This is a genomic window from Achromobacter spanius, from assembly GCF_002966795.1.
GTDB classification, from domain to species: domain Bacteria; phylum Pseudomonadota; class Gammaproteobacteria; order Burkholderiales; family Burkholderiaceae_B; genus Achromobacter; species Achromobacter spanius_D.
In genome coordinates, this window is the sequence record NZ_CP023270.1 from 3,784,164 (window position 1) to 3,802,702 (window position 18,539).

Genomic DNA, 18,539 nt, shown 5'->3' on the forward strand with positions numbered 1-18,539 from the left:
GGGTGCAATCCCGATAAAGCGTCGCGCCGGGCGGTCCGCCGCGCAACAAGGGTATTCCCGATGTCGGTGCCTGCCCACTGCGCCAATAACGAGTAGGATAGCGATCCCAATAAACAGGAAAGCTCCGTGAACATCGAAATCCGTCCCGCCGCGCCGTCGGACGCGGCCCAGATCCATGCCTTTATCACCGAACTGGCCGTGTATGAACGCGCTGCGCATGAGGTGATCGCCAGCGCCGACGACGTCGAGCGCACCTTGTTCGCCGAAGGCGCCCCCGCCCGCGCATTGATGTGCCTGCTGGACGGCAAGGCCATCGGCTACGCCGTCTATTTCTACAGCTATTCCACCTGGCTCGGAAAGAACGGCATCTATCTGGAAGACCTGTACGTCACGCCCGAGCACCGTGGCATCGGCGCGGGCCGCGACCTGCTGCGCCATCTGGCCCGCGAGGCCGTGGCAAACAACTGCGGGCGGCTGGAATGGAGCGTGCTGGACTGGAACCAGCCCGCCATCGACTTCTATCAATCCATCGGCGCGCTGCCCCAGGACGAATGGGTGCGATATCGGATGGCGGGCGACGCGTTGGTCAACTTCGCCGAGGGCCGCCGCTAAGTCAGCCTGGGCCTGTCAGAACTCCGGCAGGTCGAACAGCGTGTGCAAGGTGGAACTGGGTACCGGCACGGATGCGAGGTGTTCTCGCCCGCCGGCGTCCACCAGCACGCGCACCGCGCGCGAGGCGACGGTCAGGCCGTCGACGCTGATCGCGGTTTCGACGTCGGCGCCGTCCTTGATGATCTCAATCACTTCGGAGGCTGCGGCCGTCGTGGGCTCCGAGATCCACCCGGGAACGCCGCGCACGGCCTGCCCCCAGCGCACGTAGGCGATATGGCCGCTCCCGGCCTCTTTGCGCACGGCGACGATCACATACAAAGACATCCAGGCCTCCCTAAAGTGTGGCCTGGATCGTATAACAGCTTGGCGGCCGTGTGATGACGGCGCCGGCGTCAAGGTTCGATGTCGATCGGCGCAAAGGACTTCACCAGGTCGTCCAGCTGCTTGAGCTGCGTCAGGAAGGGTTCGAGCTTGTCCAGCGGCAAGGCGCTGGGGCCATCGCATTTCGCATTCTTGGGATCGGGGTGGGCTTCCAGGAAGAGGCCCGCCAGTCCGACCGCCATGCCGGCGCGCGCCAGGTCCGCCACCTGTTCACGACGGCCACCGGATGCCGCGTCCAGCGAGGAGCGCTGCTGCAGCGCATGGGTCACGTCGAAGATCAGCGGGCGATTGCCGGACACTTTTTTCATGACACCGAAGCCCAGCATGTCGACGACCAGGTTGTCGTAGCCGAAGCTTGTGCCGCGATCGCAGAGGATCAGCTTGTCGTTGCCGGCTTCAGTGAACTTCTCGACGATGTTCAGCATCTGCGCGGGGCTGAGGAACTGCGGCTTCTTGATGTTGACCACGCGCTGCGTCTTGGCCAGGGCGACCACCAGATCGGTCTGGCGCGCCAAAAAGGCCGGCAGTTGCAGGATGTCTGCGACTTCGGCCACGGGCGCGGCCTGCCAGGGCTCGTGCACGTCGGTAATGACGGGAACGCCGAATTCCTTTTTCACGGCTTCGAAGATTTTCATGCCTTCTTCGAGGCCGGGTCCGCGATACGAGTGGATCGACGAGCGGTTGGCTTTGTCGAACGACGCCTTGAACACGTAGGGAATGCCCAACTTGCTGGTGACGCGTTGGTATTCCTCGCAGGCGCGAAGCGCCAGATCCTTGGATTCCAGCACATTGATGCCGCCGAACAGCACGAAGGGCCGGTCGTTCGCGCAGGCGATCGAGGGGGAAATTACGACTTCTGGGGCGGTCATGATGGGCGATCCTGTAAAGGTGAAGCAGGTGATAGTGCGTAATGTACAACCTGCTTCGTTGCGCCTTCATCCGACGGCCCCATTTTCCGGTCGGCGGCGGCACGGAAGTGATCCCCGGGCCGCGGTCAGGTCTTGTCAGGCGCGCTCGATCGCCGGGTCGCTGATCAGCCGGTAGGCCACGGCGCCGATGATCGCGCCCAAGATCGGCGCCAGCCAGAACAGCCACAACTGTTCCAGCGCCCAACCGCCCACGAACAGCGCCGGTCCGGTCGAGCGCGCCGGGTTAACCGACGTGTTGGTGACCGGAATGCTGATGAGGTGGATGAGGGTCAGCGCAAAGCCGATGGGAATGGCCGCGAAGCCGGCCGGCGCCCGCCGGCTGGTGGCGCCCAGAATCACGAAGATAAATCCGGCCGTCAGCACCACTTCGGTCACCAGCGCGGCCAGCAGCGTGTACTTGCCCGGCGAATAGGCGCCGTAGCCATTTGCGGCGAAGTGGCTGGCCTTCAGGTCGAAACCCAGCTTGCCGTTTGCGATGCAGGCCAGCACCGCCGCGGCGGCAATGGCGCCCAGGACCTGGACGATGACGTACGGCAGGATCTCCCGGGCGGGGAAGCGTCCGCCGGCCACAAGGCCGACTGTGACGGCTGGGTTGAAATGCCCACCTGAAATATGGCCGACCGCGAAAACCATGGTTAAAACGGTCAGCCCGAACGCCAGCGCCACCCCTGCGAATCCAATGCCAAATTGGGGAAACCCGGCCGCCAGCACCGCCGCGCCGCATCCGCCCAGCACGAGCCAGAACGTGCCAAAGAACTCCGCACCGCAACGCTTGGGAAGTGAATACATAGCCATTCCTCGATAACGAAAGCCCTAAGGTATCGGCAAGCGCGGAAGGCAATGTTCAAGAATTGAAAAGGTTGACGATTCTTGTATGCGCGGTGCCTCGGACGCGGCTGTGGTGGACAAAATAGCCCGCCGGGGCACGGCATGGGATCGTGCAGAAGGACGATGGAGTGCGGCCGGGAAAGTTTGCTTCGCGTCAGCGCGCAAAGGCCTTGGAGTCCAGGCTCCAAAGCGCATGTTCGCTGGTGGACACCCCCACGGCGCCGTGCTTCATCGCTGTCCCCACGTCCTTCTGATTGACGACGAACCCCGAGGCGATGATCGGGGGCAAGGCCTTGAGATCGTGCGAGGCCATGTGCGCAAGCATCGGCGCCGGCATCAATTGCACCAGGTTGGGATCGCTCTGTTCCAGCGCCTTCACGCTGCGCGGCCAGGTCGATCGATCCGTCACGAATACCTTCTGCATGGTCACCATTCCGGCCCGATTGGCGCGCTGGATGGTGGCCACCCGTGTCGACACCAGGCTGGCCACGCCAATGTCAGCCAGATACTCCACCCCGCCCTTGTCCTGTGAAATCCCTTCGCAGCTATCGATATTGACGATGGCGAACTTCCCCGCGCGGTTCAACGTGGCGATCACCGGAGCGAGCTTGCGCAGTTCCACGTTGGCCACGATCGCGATCTCGGCCGGACTGCCCACAAACGTGTTGATCTGGTCCACGCCATAGAGAGTGGCAATGACCGGATGCCGCGCCAAGCACGCGCCGAATGATCTATCCATGCTTACCGTCCGTGTTGATTCAGAAGCAGCTCGTCATCCAGTCCGAGCTTTCCGGGATTGAGGATGTTTTTCGGATCTAGCGTGCGCTTGATCGCCTGCAGCACCGGAAAAGCGCTGCCCAGCGACTCGCGCATGTAGGGCGCCCGCAGCAGACCTACGCCGTGGTGATGGCTGAGCGCCGCATTGTATTTAATCAGCACGGCGTTGGCCGCATCCCAGGCCTGGCGGTACCACTGTGCGCGGCGATTGACTTCCACGTCGCCGCGCAGCGAAAAATACAGGCAGGCACCGTCCACATAGGCATGCGACTGGTGCGCCGATCCCGCCAGCGTGCCGGGCACCCCATTGATGGCGTCGACAACCTCGGTGTAGATCGCGGCCAGGTCGCTCCATCGGCCCGCCATTTCGAGCGTGTCGGCCACGAAGCCAGGGCTGCGTTTGAAACCCTCGGCGCTCTTGCCGGTCAGATACCGCGTTTCCAGCCAGCGTTCGAAGATCGCGTCGCCGTCAAGCTTCTCGCCCAGTTCCTCGCACACGCCCTCGCTGATCTGCATGACGGCGTCGACCATCTGGCGGGCACCCTCGTCCGCCACCAGCAACACATTCAGGTCCGGCCGATTGAACTGCACCCCGCTTTCGAGTTCGTCATACAGACGCAAGGCCGCAGGGTTGGCGCCGCGCTGCATGATTTCGCGGCAGGCGTCCAGACCGATCGCGAACGTCTTGAATCCATAGGCGACGGCCCGTCCGTAGTCCGGCAGGCGATGCAGCTTCAGGCGCACGCGCACGATGACGCCAAGCGTCCCCTCGGAGCCGATAAACACCTGTTGCAGGTCAGCGCCCAGCGCCGCCCTCGAGTAACCGCCCACCTTGATGAGGCGGCCATCCGCCAGCACGACGTCCATGCCGAACACCATGTCCTCGATCTTTCCGTAGCGCGTCGACAACTGCCCGGCGCCGCGGCATGCGACCCATCCCCCCACCGTGCTGATGCCGAACGAAGACGGCCAATGCCCCATCGTCAGCCCGAACTCGCCCTGGATGGTCTTTTCGAACACATCGCCGAACATGCCTGCCTCGACTTCGACGATCTGGCTTTCACGGTCTACGCCTATGAACCGATTCAACTGGCAGACATCCAGCACGATACCGCCGCGCACCGGGATCGCAGCGCCCGTCACATTGCTACGGCCGGCGGACACCGTCACCGGGATCCCGGCTTCATTGGCAACGCGCATCACGGACTGCACCTGCACGACCGAGGACACCTTGACGATGACCGCCTTGGGCGAGGCCGGCTTGCCCGCCGTTTCGGTCATCATTGAACCCGCCCACCAATCGCGCGTCCAGGCAACAACATTGGCCAGATCGGTCAGTACCTCGTCGGCCTCCTGCCGCAAGACGTGCAGGAGGTCTGCGGGAACCTGCACCGGTTCGCGCTGCAGCCCGGGCTCGGCGCCCGCCCCGGTCAACGTCGCGGCATATCCCGGCGGCGTATGGGCGCCAACGACGTAGTTGCCGCGGTTGTAACCGCGCTTGATGGCTTCTTTGCTGATCATCTATTCATCTCCCATGAGGACGGACTTCTCGTGCCTGATCGCGGCCAGGTAGTCGTCGACCTGCCGCGCGACATCGGTTTCAGACAGGCCGAGCTCGGCCCGCAATAGTTGGCCCACGCGCGCTGCGGCGCGGGCCGAGGCGTCGCGGGCCATGAGCCGCGCGCGCATCCGCCGCGACAGGACGTCCTGTACCGTCGCGGCCAATTCGTGCCGGGCGGCATAGACGACCTCCGCCTCGGTATAGGGCAGCCCTTCCACAATCGGAGCCATCAGTGCCGGATCGGACTGCATGATGTCGCTGACGAAGCGCGCCTCGGTGCCGTATCGCTCGCCCAGGTGCGCGGACAGGCCGCCGGAAGCCACGATGGCCTGCGGGTCGTAGCCAGCCGCACCAAGCAGATAGGCGCGGCGGGTCAGGCATCTGCCCTGCCTTCCGATGACCTGCTGGGCGGCATCGATGGTCTGCTCGGCCATGTGGCGAGACGTCGTCAACTTGCCGCCCACGATCGTGACCAGCCCGTCGGGCGCCACATGTATCTCGTGGTTGCGTTTGATCTCCAGCGTCTTGCCTCCGGGTGGCGCGACCAGCGGCCGGCAACCCGCGATGCTGCCCACCACGTCCTCGGGCTGCAGGTCCGTCTTGAGGGCCGAGCGCGCGCCCTCTAGCAGGAAGTCGAGCTCACGGCGGGTGCAATACACATCGTCGAGATCGCCTTCGTAATCTTCGTCGGTCGTGCCCAGGTAGGACACGTTGCCCCATCGCGTAATGGTTGCGCGCCGGCTACGTCCCGGCACGGGAATGGTCACGGTGCAATCGTTGCGCACCTTCAACCAAGGCACCGCGACATGCACGCCCTTGGCGGGACGTATGTGCATGGCGGGAACATCCCCCTTTTTCGCGCCGCTCCAATCGCGCAGCCACACGCCTGTCGCCATGATGACGGCACCGGCACGAGCCCTGATCTCCTGCGCGCCCGCCTGCACGATGACGCCGTCGACCTTGCCATGCTCATTGCGCGTCACCTCGATCGCCTTGGTGTGGTTGAGCACCGCCGCGCCATGGAAGGCGGCGCTTCGCGCGACGGCGAGCGTCAACCGGGCGTCGTCCACGCGCGCATCGAAATAGAGGAAGCCGCCCAGCAGACCTTCTTCCTTGAAGGTGGGGCAATGCGACAGCACTTCAGCCTTGGTCAGTTTTTGATGAAGAATTCCTTCGCGCCATCCGCCGGCCACATCGTAAGTCCACAGCAGACTTTCAAAGGCCTTGGACAGACGTTTGTCAAAGACGCCGTCCCGCTCCAGGATCGGGAACAGGAACGGCAGGCGCTGCACCAGGTGTCTCGCGTTGCGGCGCAGGCGCTGACGTTCCTGCAACGAATGCCGCACCAGCCGCAGATTGCCCTGCTCGATGTAGCGCAGACCGCCATGCACCATCTTCGATGACTTGGAGGACGTGCCGGAGGCGAAGTCGTCTTTCTCGATCAGCGCCACGCGGTAGCCGCGCAGGCTCGCATCCAGCGCGGCATACGCGCCGGTAATGCCTCCGCCCACGATGATGATGTCAAAGCGCTCACTGCCCAGCCTGTCCAATTGCTCCTGCCGTATCAGGCGCAGCGGTTCGGTGCTCGTCATGTCGGCCTGATCCTTCCCAGGCTTTCTGGATAACCACCCCATCATGTCTGCAAGGCCTCCTGTCTGTCTTGCTTGAATTGATCGACGTGCGCCAGCTCGGCCTGCACCCGCGCATGCCAGAGCGCGCGCCGCCGGGTGCGCTGCGCCGCGTCAAGCGTGGGTTCGAAGACAGCCTCGGTCACGGTGGTGTCGCGCGCGTGCCGCAGAGAATCCCAGAGCAGCCCGGAAGATCCGGCGAGAAAGGCCGCGCCTCGCAGGCTTGCGCGGTCGGCTTCCTGCATGCGCCGTATCGGGATGCCGATCAGATCGGCCTGAATGCGAAGCAGCGCGTCGCTTCCCGCCAGCCCGCCTCCCACCACAAGTTCCGACACGCGCACGCCTGAAGCCTCTTCGTCGGCTTCGATGCAGCTGGCGACGGAGTGCGCGATACCCTCGAGGATCGCGTACGCGATGTCCGCCTGCGTCGTGGCCATGGAGACGCCAGTCAGCGACGCACGGGCGCCCGCCTCCATTCTGGGAACGCGCAGCCCGGTCAAGGCCGGCACGAAAGTCACGCCGCGCGAAGAAGTGGCCGTCGCGGCCAGCGCGGAAATCTCTCGCGCGTCCTTGAACCACTTGAGCTTGTCGCAGACCCAATTCAGGGCGGACCCGGTGGTCGCCACGAAGGTCTCCACCGCAAAATGCGATGTGCCGTCCTGGCGCCGCGCGGTCATGGTCAAGGAACCGGCAAGCCGCCCCGAATTCGCGGGCGGCTCGCATCCGGCGATGAGATCCACGAAGCTGCCCGTGCCGTGCACGCACATCGCCTGCCCTCTGTCCAGGCAACCGAGCCCCACCGCGCCGGCGTGCTGGTCGCCCGCGCACGCGAGGATGGGAACGTCGATGCCGAGCACTTCTGCCCGAGTTCGCCCAAAGTCGTCCGCGTCCTGGCGCAACGCCGGCAACAAGGCGACCGGAAAGCCCAGCGCCTCGACCCACTCCTCGTAGTAGCAATGTTCGGCAAGCACGTACGCACCGGCAGACGTGGCGTTGGTGGGTGTCGTTACGCATTCGCGCCGATGCGAGAAATGCCAGAGCAGCCAGCTGTCGATCGTGCCGAAGGCCAGCCGCCCGTCCCGCCATGCCTGCGCCACCTCCGACGTGTCGCGCAGGTGGCGCGCCGCCCAAAGATAAAGCGAGCGCACGCCAACTGGCCGCCCCACCCGCGACAGCAAGGGCGCATCCCATTGCGGCGCAAGCATGGCGAGTTCGTCGACGTAGCGCGTGTCCTGCCACACCATGGCGGGCACGATGGCCCTGCCGCTCTGCGTGTCCCACAGCACCGCCGTGGCGCGCTGGGTTGCGATCGCGAGGGCCACGATCTCCTGGCCCTTGAGCCGAGCCTGCGCGATGCTTCGCAGGCAGACCTCGATGGTCTTTTCGAGAATCGCGTTGGCATCCTGCTCGACCACGCCAGGTTGCGGCGATTCGACCTGCAGTGGCAGGTACTCAAGGCAGGAGACATGCCCGTCGGCCGCCACGGTTGCCGCCCGGGTTCCGGACGTGCCTTCGTCTATGGCGAGAATCACTCGTGTTTTTGTCATCGCGAAGCCTTTCCGATCGCGGGGTCCAGGGCAGCCAGCGTCGCGTCGTCCTTGAACTGCGGCGCGCCGGCTTCGTTGTCGGGATTGATCGTCGTGCGGGTCGGATCCCACTTGATCACGAAGCAGATGATGCTGGCGATAAGCGGCACGATCGACAGGATCAGGAAGGTCTTCTCGAGACCATAGGTCTCGCGAAAGATCGGAAATACCAGCAGGCCGATCGCCGCCCCCGTCGAGCCTAGTGCGCCGATGATTCCATTGGCGCCCGCGCGCAGTTCGCTTCGAAACGACAGCGACGACAGACTCTTGCCATTTGCGCCGGGACCGCCCGAATGGAACAGGATGAATAGCGATGGCACCACGACGGCCAGCCACAAGGGCATCTTGCCGTGGAAGGTGCCCAGGATGAGCAGCATCAGAAATACGGCGGCAAAACCGAATGCCGATGCGCGCCGCAGGCCAAGCTTGCGTCCGATGTAGGGCGACAGAAACCCGCCGAAGATGCCGAAGACGTTGAACACCAGCGCCCCGATCGTGGCGTAGATGAAATCCTTGCCGAAGAGCGCGGCGCTGATCAGCGGCAGATACCAGCCTACGGCGAAGTATTGAATGGACTGGCCGATCTGCACGGTTGCCGCCAGGATGGTGCGCGGAAGATAGACGCCCCGGAAGATCAGCAACACGTTCGCCAGGCCGCGGCGCGCCAGGTTGACGACCGGCACGCGCTCATTGGGTGGCGCCGCCACGATGGGCTGGCCGTAAATGCGCGACATCGCCGCCGCGGCGTCTTCGACCCGCTCCTTGCGGGCCAGCCAGATCGGGCTTTCCACCATGTAGCGCATTTGCAGCGTCAGGATGACCACCGCGAAGATGGCCGTCGCGGCCACCGAATAGCGCCAGATCGAATCGCCTACGTCCCACGAGAAGAACAGCATGGCCAGCAGTAAATTTGTGCACACGGCCGTGTACCACATGCCCTGCCATGTGTTCAGACGGCTTTTGAACCTGGCGGGCGTGAACTCGGCCAGCACCGCCATGGCGATCGCGAAATCGATGCCATAGGCCGCGCCGACGAAAAACCGGCCGACCAGAATGACCTCGAAACTCGGCGCAAACACGACGAGCACGGCGCCGATGACGGCGAGGAATTTTGCGACGATCAGCGGACGTATGCGGCCCCACCGGTCTGCCATCCAGCCGCCGATGGGGTTGAAAGCGATGGCCACCCACGCGGCCAGGGAAGTCATCAGCGCAACTTGCCCGGCCGTCAAGCCAAGATTGCGCGTCATGGGACCCAAGCCCGCGCTCAGCGCGGAATTGGCAAAGGCATCGAGAAACAATCCCCCAAGCGCAAGCCACCATATGAGGCCGGCTCGGCCCACAATGCCTGGGCGTGAATCGATGAAAGCGATGACATCGTCGATGCCACGTATTTTTACGGTCGATGAATGCACAGTCGTCTCCTCTTGGAATTATTTCTGTAAGAGGTCGACGCAAACTGCGCGCGATAAAAGACCAACTTACAGATGGTCTTTTATCTAAATCTGTGCGGTGACTTTATGGAGTTAAACGGAGCCTGTCAATAAGGCCTGGCATGGGGATAAACCCGCGATATCGTGCATCTGGGCGGCGCATCGCCTCAAATGCCTGGCATGCGCGAGCGTGCATTGCGTTGACGAAAAAAAACCGCGGGTGCTATGTTCCAGCGGCACACCCTCGCTGGAGGAACACCGTGAAACTGCTTCTCGCCTTTGTTCCCTTTATCACCTTTGCGCTGCTGGAGCACCGCGTCGGCACCCACGCAGCGCTCGTGGCGGCCACTGCCGTTTCCGCCCTTCTGGTAATCCGGGACCGGTTCATCCTTCATGCTTCGCCCAAGACACTGGAAGTGGGATCGCTGATCCTCTTTGGGGCGCTGGCCTTCGCAACGCGCTTCGCGGGCTTCAGCCCGTCGCTGTTGAGCGTCCGGCTGCTGGTGGACGCGGGCCTGCTGGCCATCGTGCTGGGTTCGATCTTTGCTGGCCGGCCTTTCACGCTTCAATACGCGATGGAACGCGTGACCCCCGAAGTGGCAGCCCATCCCGCGTTCCGGCGCACAGCGGAACGGATCGCGTGGGCATGGGCCGGCGCTTTCGTCGTCATCGTGCTGGCGGATCTGGCGATGATGTACGTGCCGGCTTTCACGCCCACCGTGGGCACCGTGGTCATCCTGGCGGCGCTGGCCGCTGCGGCCTGGTTTACGGCGTGGTTGCCGAAGGCGGCAAGGCGGTAAATTCGCCGGGTGACGTCTGGGACGGATCAGTTGCGCTGGACGCGCTCCGGCCACCGCACGGGAGGCACCCCATTGAGCGCTGGCCTGGCAAACAGATAGCCCTGGAACCGTTCGAATCCGGCGGCTTGCAGCCAGCACCATTCCTCGACCCGCTCCACGCCTTCGGCAACGGGCGTGATGCCCATGGCGCTGCAGGCGCGGGCAATGCCACAGACGATCGCCTGGCGGGGTCCATCCAGATGAATGTTCTGAATGAGTTGGCGGTCAATCTTGAGCTTGTCCGGCTGAAATTCGGCCAGCAGCGACAGGCCCGCATAACCGGCGCCAAAATCATCGATTGCAACGCCGATGCCCTCGCGGCGCAGGCGTTCGATCACGTCCCTGAAGGCCCGCGGCCGCTCGATGGCTTCCTGTTCGGTGATCTCGACGATCACGTGCTGCGGCAACAGCGCGCAAGCCGCCACCTGATCCACCAGACGGTCGACGGCGGCCGGGTTTTCGATCAGCGACATCGGCAGCAGATTGACCGACAGCTTCACGTCGGTCAGGCCCAGCCGCCGCGCCAGCTCGAATGCCGAGGCTTTGGATTCCAGATCAACGCGATATCGATCTGCGGGATCGAGGCTGGCGAACAATTGCTCCGGCGATCCGCCGGCTTGGCTGCGGATCAGGAATTCGAATGAGGTGATCTCGCGCCGCAGGGGATCGACGATGGGTTGCAGCGCAAACGGATACGGCCGCGCAGGCGCCGCGGGGTCTTCATGCGCCAAGGGGGCACCGCTGGACTCAAACCGCCAGTTGGCCGCATCGTCGCCTTCGACGATATGGTCCGTGCCATGCGCATCGGCATACCAGCCAAGGATCTTCACCACGCGGTCATCGCTGCCCGCCCACCGCGCCGGCTTTTTCATCTTTGCGAGAATGCGCGCGGAAACCTGTTGCGGGTCGAGCGCTCGTAGATCAAGCAGGGCCATCGCATCCCCGCCAAACCTTCGGGCGGGACCGTGATCCCGCATGAGAAGCACAACGTTCTTGTGGGCCTCGTCGCGCTGGATGGCATCGAATATCTGCGTGACCGCTTTGTCAGGGCCTTCCAGCAGTTGCACGAAATGAACGCCGTCAAAGAGCAATAGGCCGGTGACCTGCATGGCGGCGTTGCGTGCGCGGGCGGGCGTCAGAAGGTCGTCCAGAGCCTGCGCGTTCATCGGTTCGACAGCTCGGCTGCGGTATATCAGTGTCGAAAGCATGTCGTGCTCTTTGCAAACGGGTCTGAAGGGGAAAGGCTCGCGGCTAGACAGTTCAACCTGGCAAGCGACCGCTGTGGGGAATCCGTGCGCATGCGCCGTAACTGCGGCTATGTTGATTGATCGGCCAGTGGCCGCCAAGCATGCGGCGCTGCAGATGAACCGTGTGGATGGCGCCACGGCTGAATGGCGCGAAATGGCAGCCGGTGCGATCTGGAGACTTCAAGACCGCAGGCATGCGGCTTGGCGGGTTTGGCTCAGTGGGCTCGGCCTGGATGATTCGGGAAAACCGGAAGTAAACCGGAAACCTTCCAAGAACCGAAGCCGTCGCGCGGCCTGCTCGGCTCAAACATTCCCGCCCCCAATCATTCCGAAAATGACTGGCTCAAGACCTAAATCATTGAAATTATGGGGGAATTTGATGGTGCGAAGGAGGGGACTCGAACCCCTACACCTGTTACGGCGTCAGGACCTAAACCTGGTGCGTCTACCAATTTCGCCACCTTCGCAATAGGCCAAGCCCGCTATTGTAGCTTGCTTGTTAAAATCTTGCGTCATGAATCCGCGCCTCGATGCCCTACACCCCTACCCGTTCGAAAAACTGCGGGCTTTGCTGGTCTCTGCCAGCTCGCAGTCGGACGGCATTGCGCCCATCAACCTGTCGATCGGCGAGCCCAAGCACGCCGCGCCGGAGCGCGTGGCGCAAGCCATCCGCGAAGGCATGGCCGGGCTGTCCGTCTACCCGTCCACGAAGGGCGATCCGGCGTTGCGCCGGGCGATTTCGGACTGGCTGGCGCGCCGCTACAGCATTCCGGCGCCTGACGCCGACACGCAGGTGCTGCCGGCACTGGGATCGCGCGAGGCGCTGTTTGCGTTCACCCAGACCGTGATCGATCCGTCGGCCGGTTCGGTGGTGATCTGCCCCAATCCGTTCTACCAGATCTACGAAGGCGCCACGCTGCTGGCGGGCGCGACCCCCTACTTCGTCAACGCCGATCCGGTGCGCAATTTCGGCAGCGACTGGAATCAGGTGCCGGACGACATCTGGAAAAAGACGCGTCTGGTGTTCGTGTGTTCGCCGGGCAACCCCGCCGGCAACGTCATGTCGCTGGATGAATGGGAAACCCTGTTCAAGCTGTCCGACCGTCATGGCTTCGTGATTGCGTCGGACGAGTGCTATTCCGAGATCTACCTGGACGAAGGCGATCCCCCGCTGGGCGGACTGCAAGCGGCACGCCGCCTGGGCCGGGACGACTACCGCAACCTGGTGGCGTTTTCCAGCCTGTCCAAGCGGTCCAACGTGCCGGGCCTGCGGTCTGGCTTCGTGGCGGGCGACGCAGCGCTGATCGCCCGGTTTCTGCTGTATCGCACGTATCATGGCAGTGCGATGAGCCCGATCGTGTCCGCGGCCAGCGTTGCCGCGTGGACGGACGAGGCGCACGTGAAGGAAAACCGGCGTCAGTACCGCGAGAAATTCGATGCGGTCGTGCCCATCCTGCAAAAAGTGCTGGATGTGTCACGGCCGCAAGCCTCGTTTTATCTGTGGGCGGCAACGCCCGGTTCGGATACGGCGTTCGTGCGCGACCTCTATGGCCGCACCGGTGTTACCGTGCTGCCGGGCAGTTTCCTGGCACGCGAGGCGCATGGCGTGAATCCGGGCCAGGGACGCATCCGCATCGCCCTGGTGGCGCCTTTGGCCGACTGCGTGCAGGCGGCCGAACGCATCGCCCATTTTGTACATACCTCTGTTTGACCAACCTTTAAAAGCTGAGCCGATATGACTCTCGACCTGCAGACCACCATTGAACAAGCCTGGGAAAACCGGACCAACCTGTCGCCCACCGACGCCAGCGCGGAAGTGCGCGAAGCCGTTGAGCACACCATCGACGGGCTGGATCTGGGCCGCCTGCGCGTGGCCGAGAAGATCAATGACGACTGGGTCGTGCACCAGTGGATCAAGAAGGCCGTGCTGCTGTCGTTCCGTCTGAACGAGAACGCCATCATGGGCCAGGCGCCCCTGCAGTTCTACGACAAGGTGCCGCTCAAGTTCTCGGAATTCGGCGACAACGCATTCAAGCAAGGCGGCTACCGCGTGGTGCCGCCGGCCGTGGCCCGCCGCGGCTCGTTCATCGCCCGCAACGTCGTGCTGATGCCGTCGTACGTGAACATCGGCGCCTACGTCGATGAAGGCACCATGGTCGACACGTGGGCCACCGTCGGTTCGTGCGCTCAGATCGGCAAGAACGTCCACCTGTCGGGTGGCGTCGGCATCGGCGGCGTGCTCGAGCCCCTGCAAGCCAACCCCACCATCATCGAAGACAACTGCTTCATCGGCGCGCGCTCCGAAGTCGTGGAAGGCGTGGTGGTCGAAGAGAACTCGGTGCTGGCCATGGGCGTGTTCCTGTCGCAAAGCACGAAGATCTATGACCGCGCAACGGGCAAGATCACCTACGGCCGCGTGCCGTCGGGTTCGGTCGTGGTCCCCGGCTCGCTGCCGTCGGCCGACGGCTCCCATAGCCTGGCCTGCGCCGTGATCGTCAAGCGTGTCGACGCGCAGACCCGCGCCAAGACCAGCATCAACGACCTGCTGAGGGCTTGATGAGCAATTCGGCCGTACTGGATCTGGTCAAGGACCTGATCGCCCGTCCCTCCGTGACGCCCGCGGACGAAGACTGCCAGGCGGCGCTTGCCGCCCGGCTCGAACGCATCGGCTTTACCTGCGAGACCATCGCGCAGGGCGGCGTGACCAATCTCTGGGCCCGGCGCGGCAGCGCCGCCCCGCTGACGGTTTTTGCCGGCCACACCGACGTGGTGCCCCCGGGTCCGCGCGAAAAGTGGAACAGCGATCCCTTCGTTCCCACCGAACGCGACGGCTGGCTGTATGGCCGCGGCGCGGCCGACATGAAAAGCTCGATCGCCGCCTTCGTGGTGGCGGCCGAGGAATTCGTGGCGGCCCATCCGCAGCATGGCGGTTCGATCGCGCTCTTGATCACGTCCGATGAGGAAGGCCCGTCCATCGATGGCACCGCCATCGTCTGCGACGCGCTCAAGGCGCGCGGCGAGCAGCTCGATTACTGCATCGTCGGCGAACCCACGTCGGGCGACGTGCTGGGCGACACCTGCAAGAACGGCCGCCGCGGCTCGTTGTCGGGCAAGCTCACGGTCAAGGGCATCCAGGGCCACGTGGCCTACCCGCATCTGGCGCGCAACCCCGTGCATCAGCTTGCGCCGGCGCTGGCCGACATCGTGAACATCGAATGGGACCAGGGCAACGAATACTTCCCGCCCACGACGTTCCAGGTGTCGAACCTGAATTCCGGTACGGGCGCCACGAACGTGGTGCCGGGCGAGGCGGTGGCGTTGTTCAATTTCCGCTTCTCGACTGCCAGCACGCCCGAAAGCCTGAAGCAGCGCGTTCATGCCGTGCTGGACAAGCATGGCCTGGAATATGACCTTGAGTGGGAACTGGGTGGCGAGCCCTTCCTGACCCCGCGCGGTTCGCTCACCGATGCTTTGGTGCAGGCGATCCATGCAGAGACAGGCGTGACCGCAGAGCTCTCGACCACGGGCGGCACGTCCGACGGCCGCTTCATCGCCAAGATCTGCCCGCAGGTCATCGAGTTCGGCCCCGGCAACGCCACGATCCACAAGGTCAATGAGCGCATCGAGGTCGCCTCGCTGGAACCGCTTAAAAACATCTATCGGCGCACGCTGGAAAACCTGCTGTTGCCCGCATGATGCACGTGCCGGCGGGACTCGCGTCCCGCCGCGCACCCTTTCCAGCCCCCTTCCAGGGGGCGTTTTTCCGTTTTCCCCCTGGGGCGGTGAATTGAATGCCTGATACGAACGCAACCTCCCGCGAAGAACTGCAGACCGTGCGCGACCTGATCCGCTACGGCGTGTCGCGCCTGAATGGCGCCCAGGTGTCGCTGGGACACGGCAGTGACAATGCCTGGGACGAGGCGGTCTACCTGACCTTGCACGCGCTGCATCTGCCGCTGGATACGCTCGATCCCTTCCTGGACGCCCGCGTGGTGCGCGAAGAGCGCGAGCGCGTGCTTGACCTGCTGGACCGACGCGTGACCGAACGCGTGCCCGCCGCCTACCTGACCAACGAAGCATGGCTGCGCGGCCACCGGTTCTACGTCGACAAACGGGTCATCGTGCCGCGCTCGCCGATCGCCGAGCTGCTGGACCAGGGGCTGTCGCCGTGGGTGCAGGATGCGCTGGCGGTGGAGAACGTGCTGGACATGTGCACCGGATCGGGCTGCCTGGCGATCCTGTCGGCGCTGGCCTTCCCCTACGCACACGTGGACGCGGTGGACGTGTCCGCCGACGCGCTGGAAGTCGCCCGCCGCAACGTCGACGACTACGGTCTTTCGGGCCGCCTGGACCTGCACACCAGCAATCTCTTCGACAACCTGCCCGCGCGCGAGTACGACGTGATCGTCTGCAATCCGCCCTACGTGAACAGCGGCTCGATGCGCGCCCTGCCCCAGGAATACCTGCACGAACCGCAACTGGCGCTTGCCGGCGGCGACGACGGCATGGACCTCGTGCGCCGCATCCTGCACGCGGCGCCTCAATACCTGTCGGAGAACGGCGTGCTGGTGCTGGAGATCGGCCATGAGCGCGATTTCTTCGAGGCCGCCTTCCCGCAGCTTTCGCCCGTCTGGCTGGACACTGAAGAAGCCTCGGACCAGCTTCTGCTGCTTACCCGCGAGCAACTAAGCCTGTGATACGCGCCTCTGGATTGACCCTGCGCCGCGGCGCGAAAGTGCTCCTGGACGGCGCCGAATTCGTCGTAAACCCGGGTGAGCGGGTCGGCATCGTGGGCAAGAACGGCGCGGGCAAGTCCTCGCTGTTCGCGCTGCTGACCGGCTCGCTTGACCTGGACGCCGGCACCTTGTCGCTGCCCGCAGGCTGGCGCATCGCCAGCGTGGAGCAGGAACTGCATGCGGACGACCGCCCTGCCCGCGAGTTCGTCATCGACGGCGACACGCACCTGCGCGCGTTGCAGGCGCAGCGCGCGGCGCTGTCCGACGACCAGGGCACGCAGATCGCGGAAGTGGAAGCCGCATTGGTGGAAGCCGGCGCCTGGAGCGCCGCCTCGCGCGCCGAGCAACTGCTGGCCGGTCTGGGCTTCAAGCCGGCCGAATGGACGCAGCCCGTCGAGAGCTTCTCCGGCGGCTGGCGCATGCGCCTGGCCCTGGCCCGTGCGCTGATGGCCCCGTCCGAATTGCTGTTGCTGGACGAGCCCACCAACCACTTGGACCTGGACGCCATGCTGTGGCTGGAGAAATGGCTGGTCGCCTATGAAGGCACCGTCATGCTGATCTCCCATGACACCGAGTTCCTGGATGCGGTCGCACGATCCATCCTGCATTTCGACCATGCCAAGCTGACGCGCTACCGCGGCGGCTATGGCGACTTCCTGACGCAGCGCGCCGAGCGCCTGCGCCAATCCAACATTGCCTACGAGCGCCAGACGCGCGAGACGGCCCGGCTACAAGGCTTCATCGACCGCTTCAAGGCCAAGGCATCCAAGGCCAAGCAAGCGCAGAGCCGCGTGAAGGCGCTGGCGCGCATGCAGGTGCTGGCGCCGCTGCAGGCCGAAGCGGGCATCGACATCCGCATTCCGTCGCCCGAACAGGTGCCGGATCCGCTGCTGACGCTGGAACACCTGTCCGCCGGCTACACGGACGCCGAGGGCAACGCCGTGCCCATCCTGCGCGACGTGACGCTGATGGTGCGCGCGGGCAGCCGTGTGGGCGTATTGGGCGCTAACGGGGCAGGCAAGAGCACGCTGATCAAGACCCTGGCCGAAGAGATCCCCGTGCAGGCTGGCGAACGCCGTGCTTCGCGCGGCCTGGCCATTGGGTACTTCCACCAGCACCAACTGGACATGCTGGACGTGGACAGCACGCCGATCGCGCACCTGGCCCGCCTGGCGCCGGAAGCGCGCGAGCAGGAGCTGCGCAACTACCTTGGCGGGTTCGGCTTTTCGGGCGACACGGTGACCAGCAAGGTCGGTCCGATGTCGGGTGGCGAAAAGGCGCGGCTCGCGCTGTCGCTCATCGTGTGGCAAAGGCCCAACCTGCTGCTGCTGGACGAACCCAGCAACCACTTGGACGTGGAAACGCGTGAGGCCCTGGCCACCGCGCTGGCAGACTTCGGCGGCAGCATGCTGCTGGTGTCGCACGACCGGCACCTGTTGCGCACCACCGTGGACAGCTTCTGGATCGTGGCGGACGGCGCGGTGCGCGAGTTCGACGGCGATCTGGAGGACTACCGCGACTGGCTGGCCGCCCGCAATGCGGACGAGCGTGCCGAGGCGCGCGAGAACGCCGAGAACGGCGGCGAAGCGGTCGTGGATCGCAAGGCGCAACGCCGTGCCGAAGCCGAACAGCGGCAACGCCTGTCCGCCCTGCGCAAGCCGCTGGAGTCCAAGCTGGCCAAGGTGGAAACCGAGATGGAAAAGCTGAAGGTGAAACTGGCGGCCCTTGATACCGTGATCGCCGATCCGGACCTGTATTCCGACGCGCGCCGCGCCGAACGCCAGAAGGTCATGGCGGACCACGGCGAACACGGCAAGCGGATGGGGGAACTGGAAGAGCAGTGGCTTGAGCTGCAGGGCTCACTGGAAGAGATCGACCAGAGCGAAGCCTGATCCAAATGAAATCGGCCCCAATTTGGGGCCGATTTTTTTGGGCTTGCTCGTGCCCGCACGCTTGCCTGGGCAAGCCTGGGTCGCGCGGCT

The 18,539-nt window shown here is 64.4% G+C and carries 16 protein-coding genes and 1 tRNA gene; 7 read left to right on the forward strand and 10 right to left on the reverse strand.

The window, feature by feature from the left end:
* The first annotated feature begins 126 nt into the window (after positions 1 to 126).
* Entirely contained in the window at positions 127 to 612 is a 486-nt protein-coding gene (locus tag CLM73_RS17000) for a GNAT family N-acetyltransferase (protein WP_105239427.1), read from the forward strand.
* 15 nt (positions 613 to 627) lie between these two features.
* Here the strand turns inward: CLM73_RS17000 and CLM73_RS17005 are convergent, their stop codons facing one another.
* From CLM73_RS17005 to CLM73_RS17040, 8 genes are all read right to left on the reverse strand, one after another.
* A complete protein-coding gene (locus CLM73_RS17005; RefSeq protein ID WP_105239428.1) occupies positions 628 to 936 on the reverse strand; it encodes a carbohydrate isomerase in 309 nt (102 codons plus the stop codon).
* 68 nt (positions 937 to 1,004) lie between these two features.
* Positions 1,005 to 1,862, reverse strand: coding sequence for a 3-deoxy-8-phosphooctulonate synthase (kdsA, locus tag CLM73_RS17010; protein ID WP_105239429.1), 858 nt, complete (start codon positions 1,860 to 1,862; stop codon positions 1,005 to 1,007).
* A gap of 135 nt (positions 1,863 to 1,997) precedes the next feature.
* Entirely contained in the window at positions 1,998 to 2,711 is a 714-nt protein-coding gene (gene aqpZ, locus CLM73_RS17015; RefSeq protein ID WP_105239430.1) for an aquaporin Z, read from the reverse strand.
* 193 nt (positions 2,712 to 2,904) lie between these two features.
* The gene (locus tag CLM73_RS17020; protein WP_105239431.1) at positions 2,905 to 3,489 is read right to left on the reverse strand and encodes a glycerol-3-phosphate responsive antiterminator; all 585 of its coding nucleotides are present in this window, start codon (positions 3,487 to 3,489) and stop codon (positions 2,905 to 2,907) included.
* Between the two features lie 2 nt (positions 3,490 to 3,491).
* On the reverse strand, positions 3,492 to 5,048 hold the full coding sequence (locus CLM73_RS17025; RefSeq protein ID WP_105239432.1) for an FAD-binding oxidoreductase: 1,557 nt from the start codon (positions 5,046 to 5,048) through the stop codon (positions 3,492 to 3,494).
* Entirely contained in the window at positions 5,049 to 6,725 is a 1,677-nt protein-coding gene (locus tag CLM73_RS17030; RefSeq protein ID WP_105239433.1) for a glycerol-3-phosphate dehydrogenase/oxidase, read from the reverse strand. It abuts the gene before it with no gap.
* Entirely contained in the window at positions 6,722 to 8,263 is a 1,542-nt protein-coding gene (locus tag CLM73_RS17035; RefSeq protein ID WP_105239434.1) for an FGGY family carbohydrate kinase, read from the reverse strand. Before CLM73_RS17035 ends, CLM73_RS17030 begins: the two co-directional genes overlap by 4 nt.
* Positions 8,260 to 9,717, reverse strand: coding sequence for an MFS transporter (locus tag CLM73_RS17040; protein WP_105239435.1), 1,458 nt, complete (start codon positions 9,715 to 9,717; stop codon positions 8,260 to 8,262). Before CLM73_RS17040 ends, CLM73_RS17035 begins: the two co-directional genes overlap by 4 nt.
* Before the next feature lie 278 nt (positions 9,718 to 9,995).
* On the opposite strand from CLM73_RS17040, the gene CLM73_RS17045 reads away from it, so the two are divergent.
* Positions 9,996 to 10,535 carry a hypothetical protein gene (locus CLM73_RS17045; RefSeq protein ID WP_105239436.1) on the forward strand — a complete coding sequence of 180 codons (540 nt, stop codon included), beginning with the start codon at positions 9,996 to 9,998 and terminating at the stop codon, positions 10,533 to 10,535.
* 26 nt (positions 10,536 to 10,561) lie between these two features.
* Here CLM73_RS17045 and CLM73_RS17050 read toward each other — a convergent pair whose 3' ends face one another.
* Both CLM73_RS17050 and CLM73_RS17055 read right to left on the reverse strand, forming a co-directional pair.
* Positions 10,562 to 11,782, reverse strand: a complete 1,221-nt coding sequence (locus CLM73_RS17050) for a diguanylate phosphodiesterase (RefSeq protein ID WP_105239437.1) — start codon at positions 11,780 to 11,782, stop codon at positions 10,562 to 10,564.
* Between the two features lie 419 nt (positions 11,783 to 12,201).
* Positions 12,202 to 12,288 (reverse strand) — tRNA-Leu (locus CLM73_RS17055).
* 47 nt (positions 12,289 to 12,335) lie between these two features.
* Here CLM73_RS17055 and dapC point away from each other — a divergent pair.
* From dapC to CLM73_RS17080, 5 genes are all read left to right on the forward strand, one after another.
* Positions 12,336 to 13,532: a succinyldiaminopimelate transaminase gene (gene dapC, locus CLM73_RS17060; protein ID WP_199778160.1), complete on the forward strand. Its 1,197-nt coding sequence runs from the start codon at positions 12,336 to 12,338 to the stop codon at positions 13,530 to 13,532.
* 24 nt (positions 13,533 to 13,556) lie between these two features.
* Positions 13,557 to 14,378 carry a 2,3,4,5-tetrahydropyridine-2,6-dicarboxylate N-succinyltransferase gene (gene dapD, locus CLM73_RS17065; RefSeq protein WP_105239439.1) on the forward strand — a complete coding sequence of 274 codons (822 nt, stop codon included), beginning with the start codon at positions 13,557 to 13,559 and terminating at the stop codon, positions 14,376 to 14,378.
* A complete protein-coding gene (gene dapE / locus CLM73_RS17070) occupies positions 14,378 to 15,517 on the forward strand; it encodes a succinyl-diaminopimelate desuccinylase (protein ID WP_105239440.1) in 1,140 nt (379 codons plus the stop codon). Before dapD ends, dapE begins: the two co-directional genes overlap by 1 nt.
* Before the next feature lie 95 nt (positions 15,518 to 15,612).
* On the forward strand, positions 15,613 to 16,518 hold the full coding sequence (gene prmB / locus CLM73_RS17075; protein ID WP_105239441.1) for a 50S ribosomal protein L3 N(5)-glutamine methyltransferase: 906 nt from the start codon (positions 15,613 to 15,615) through the stop codon (positions 16,516 to 16,518).
* Positions 16,515 to 18,449 carry an ABC-F family ATP-binding cassette domain-containing protein gene (locus CLM73_RS17080; RefSeq protein WP_105239442.1) on the forward strand — a complete coding sequence of 645 codons (1,935 nt, stop codon included), beginning with the start codon at positions 16,515 to 16,517 and terminating at the stop codon, positions 18,447 to 18,449. The genes prmB and CLM73_RS17080 overlap by 4 nt, the downstream gene beginning before the upstream one ends.
* Positions 18,450 to 18,539: the final 90 nt, after the last annotated feature.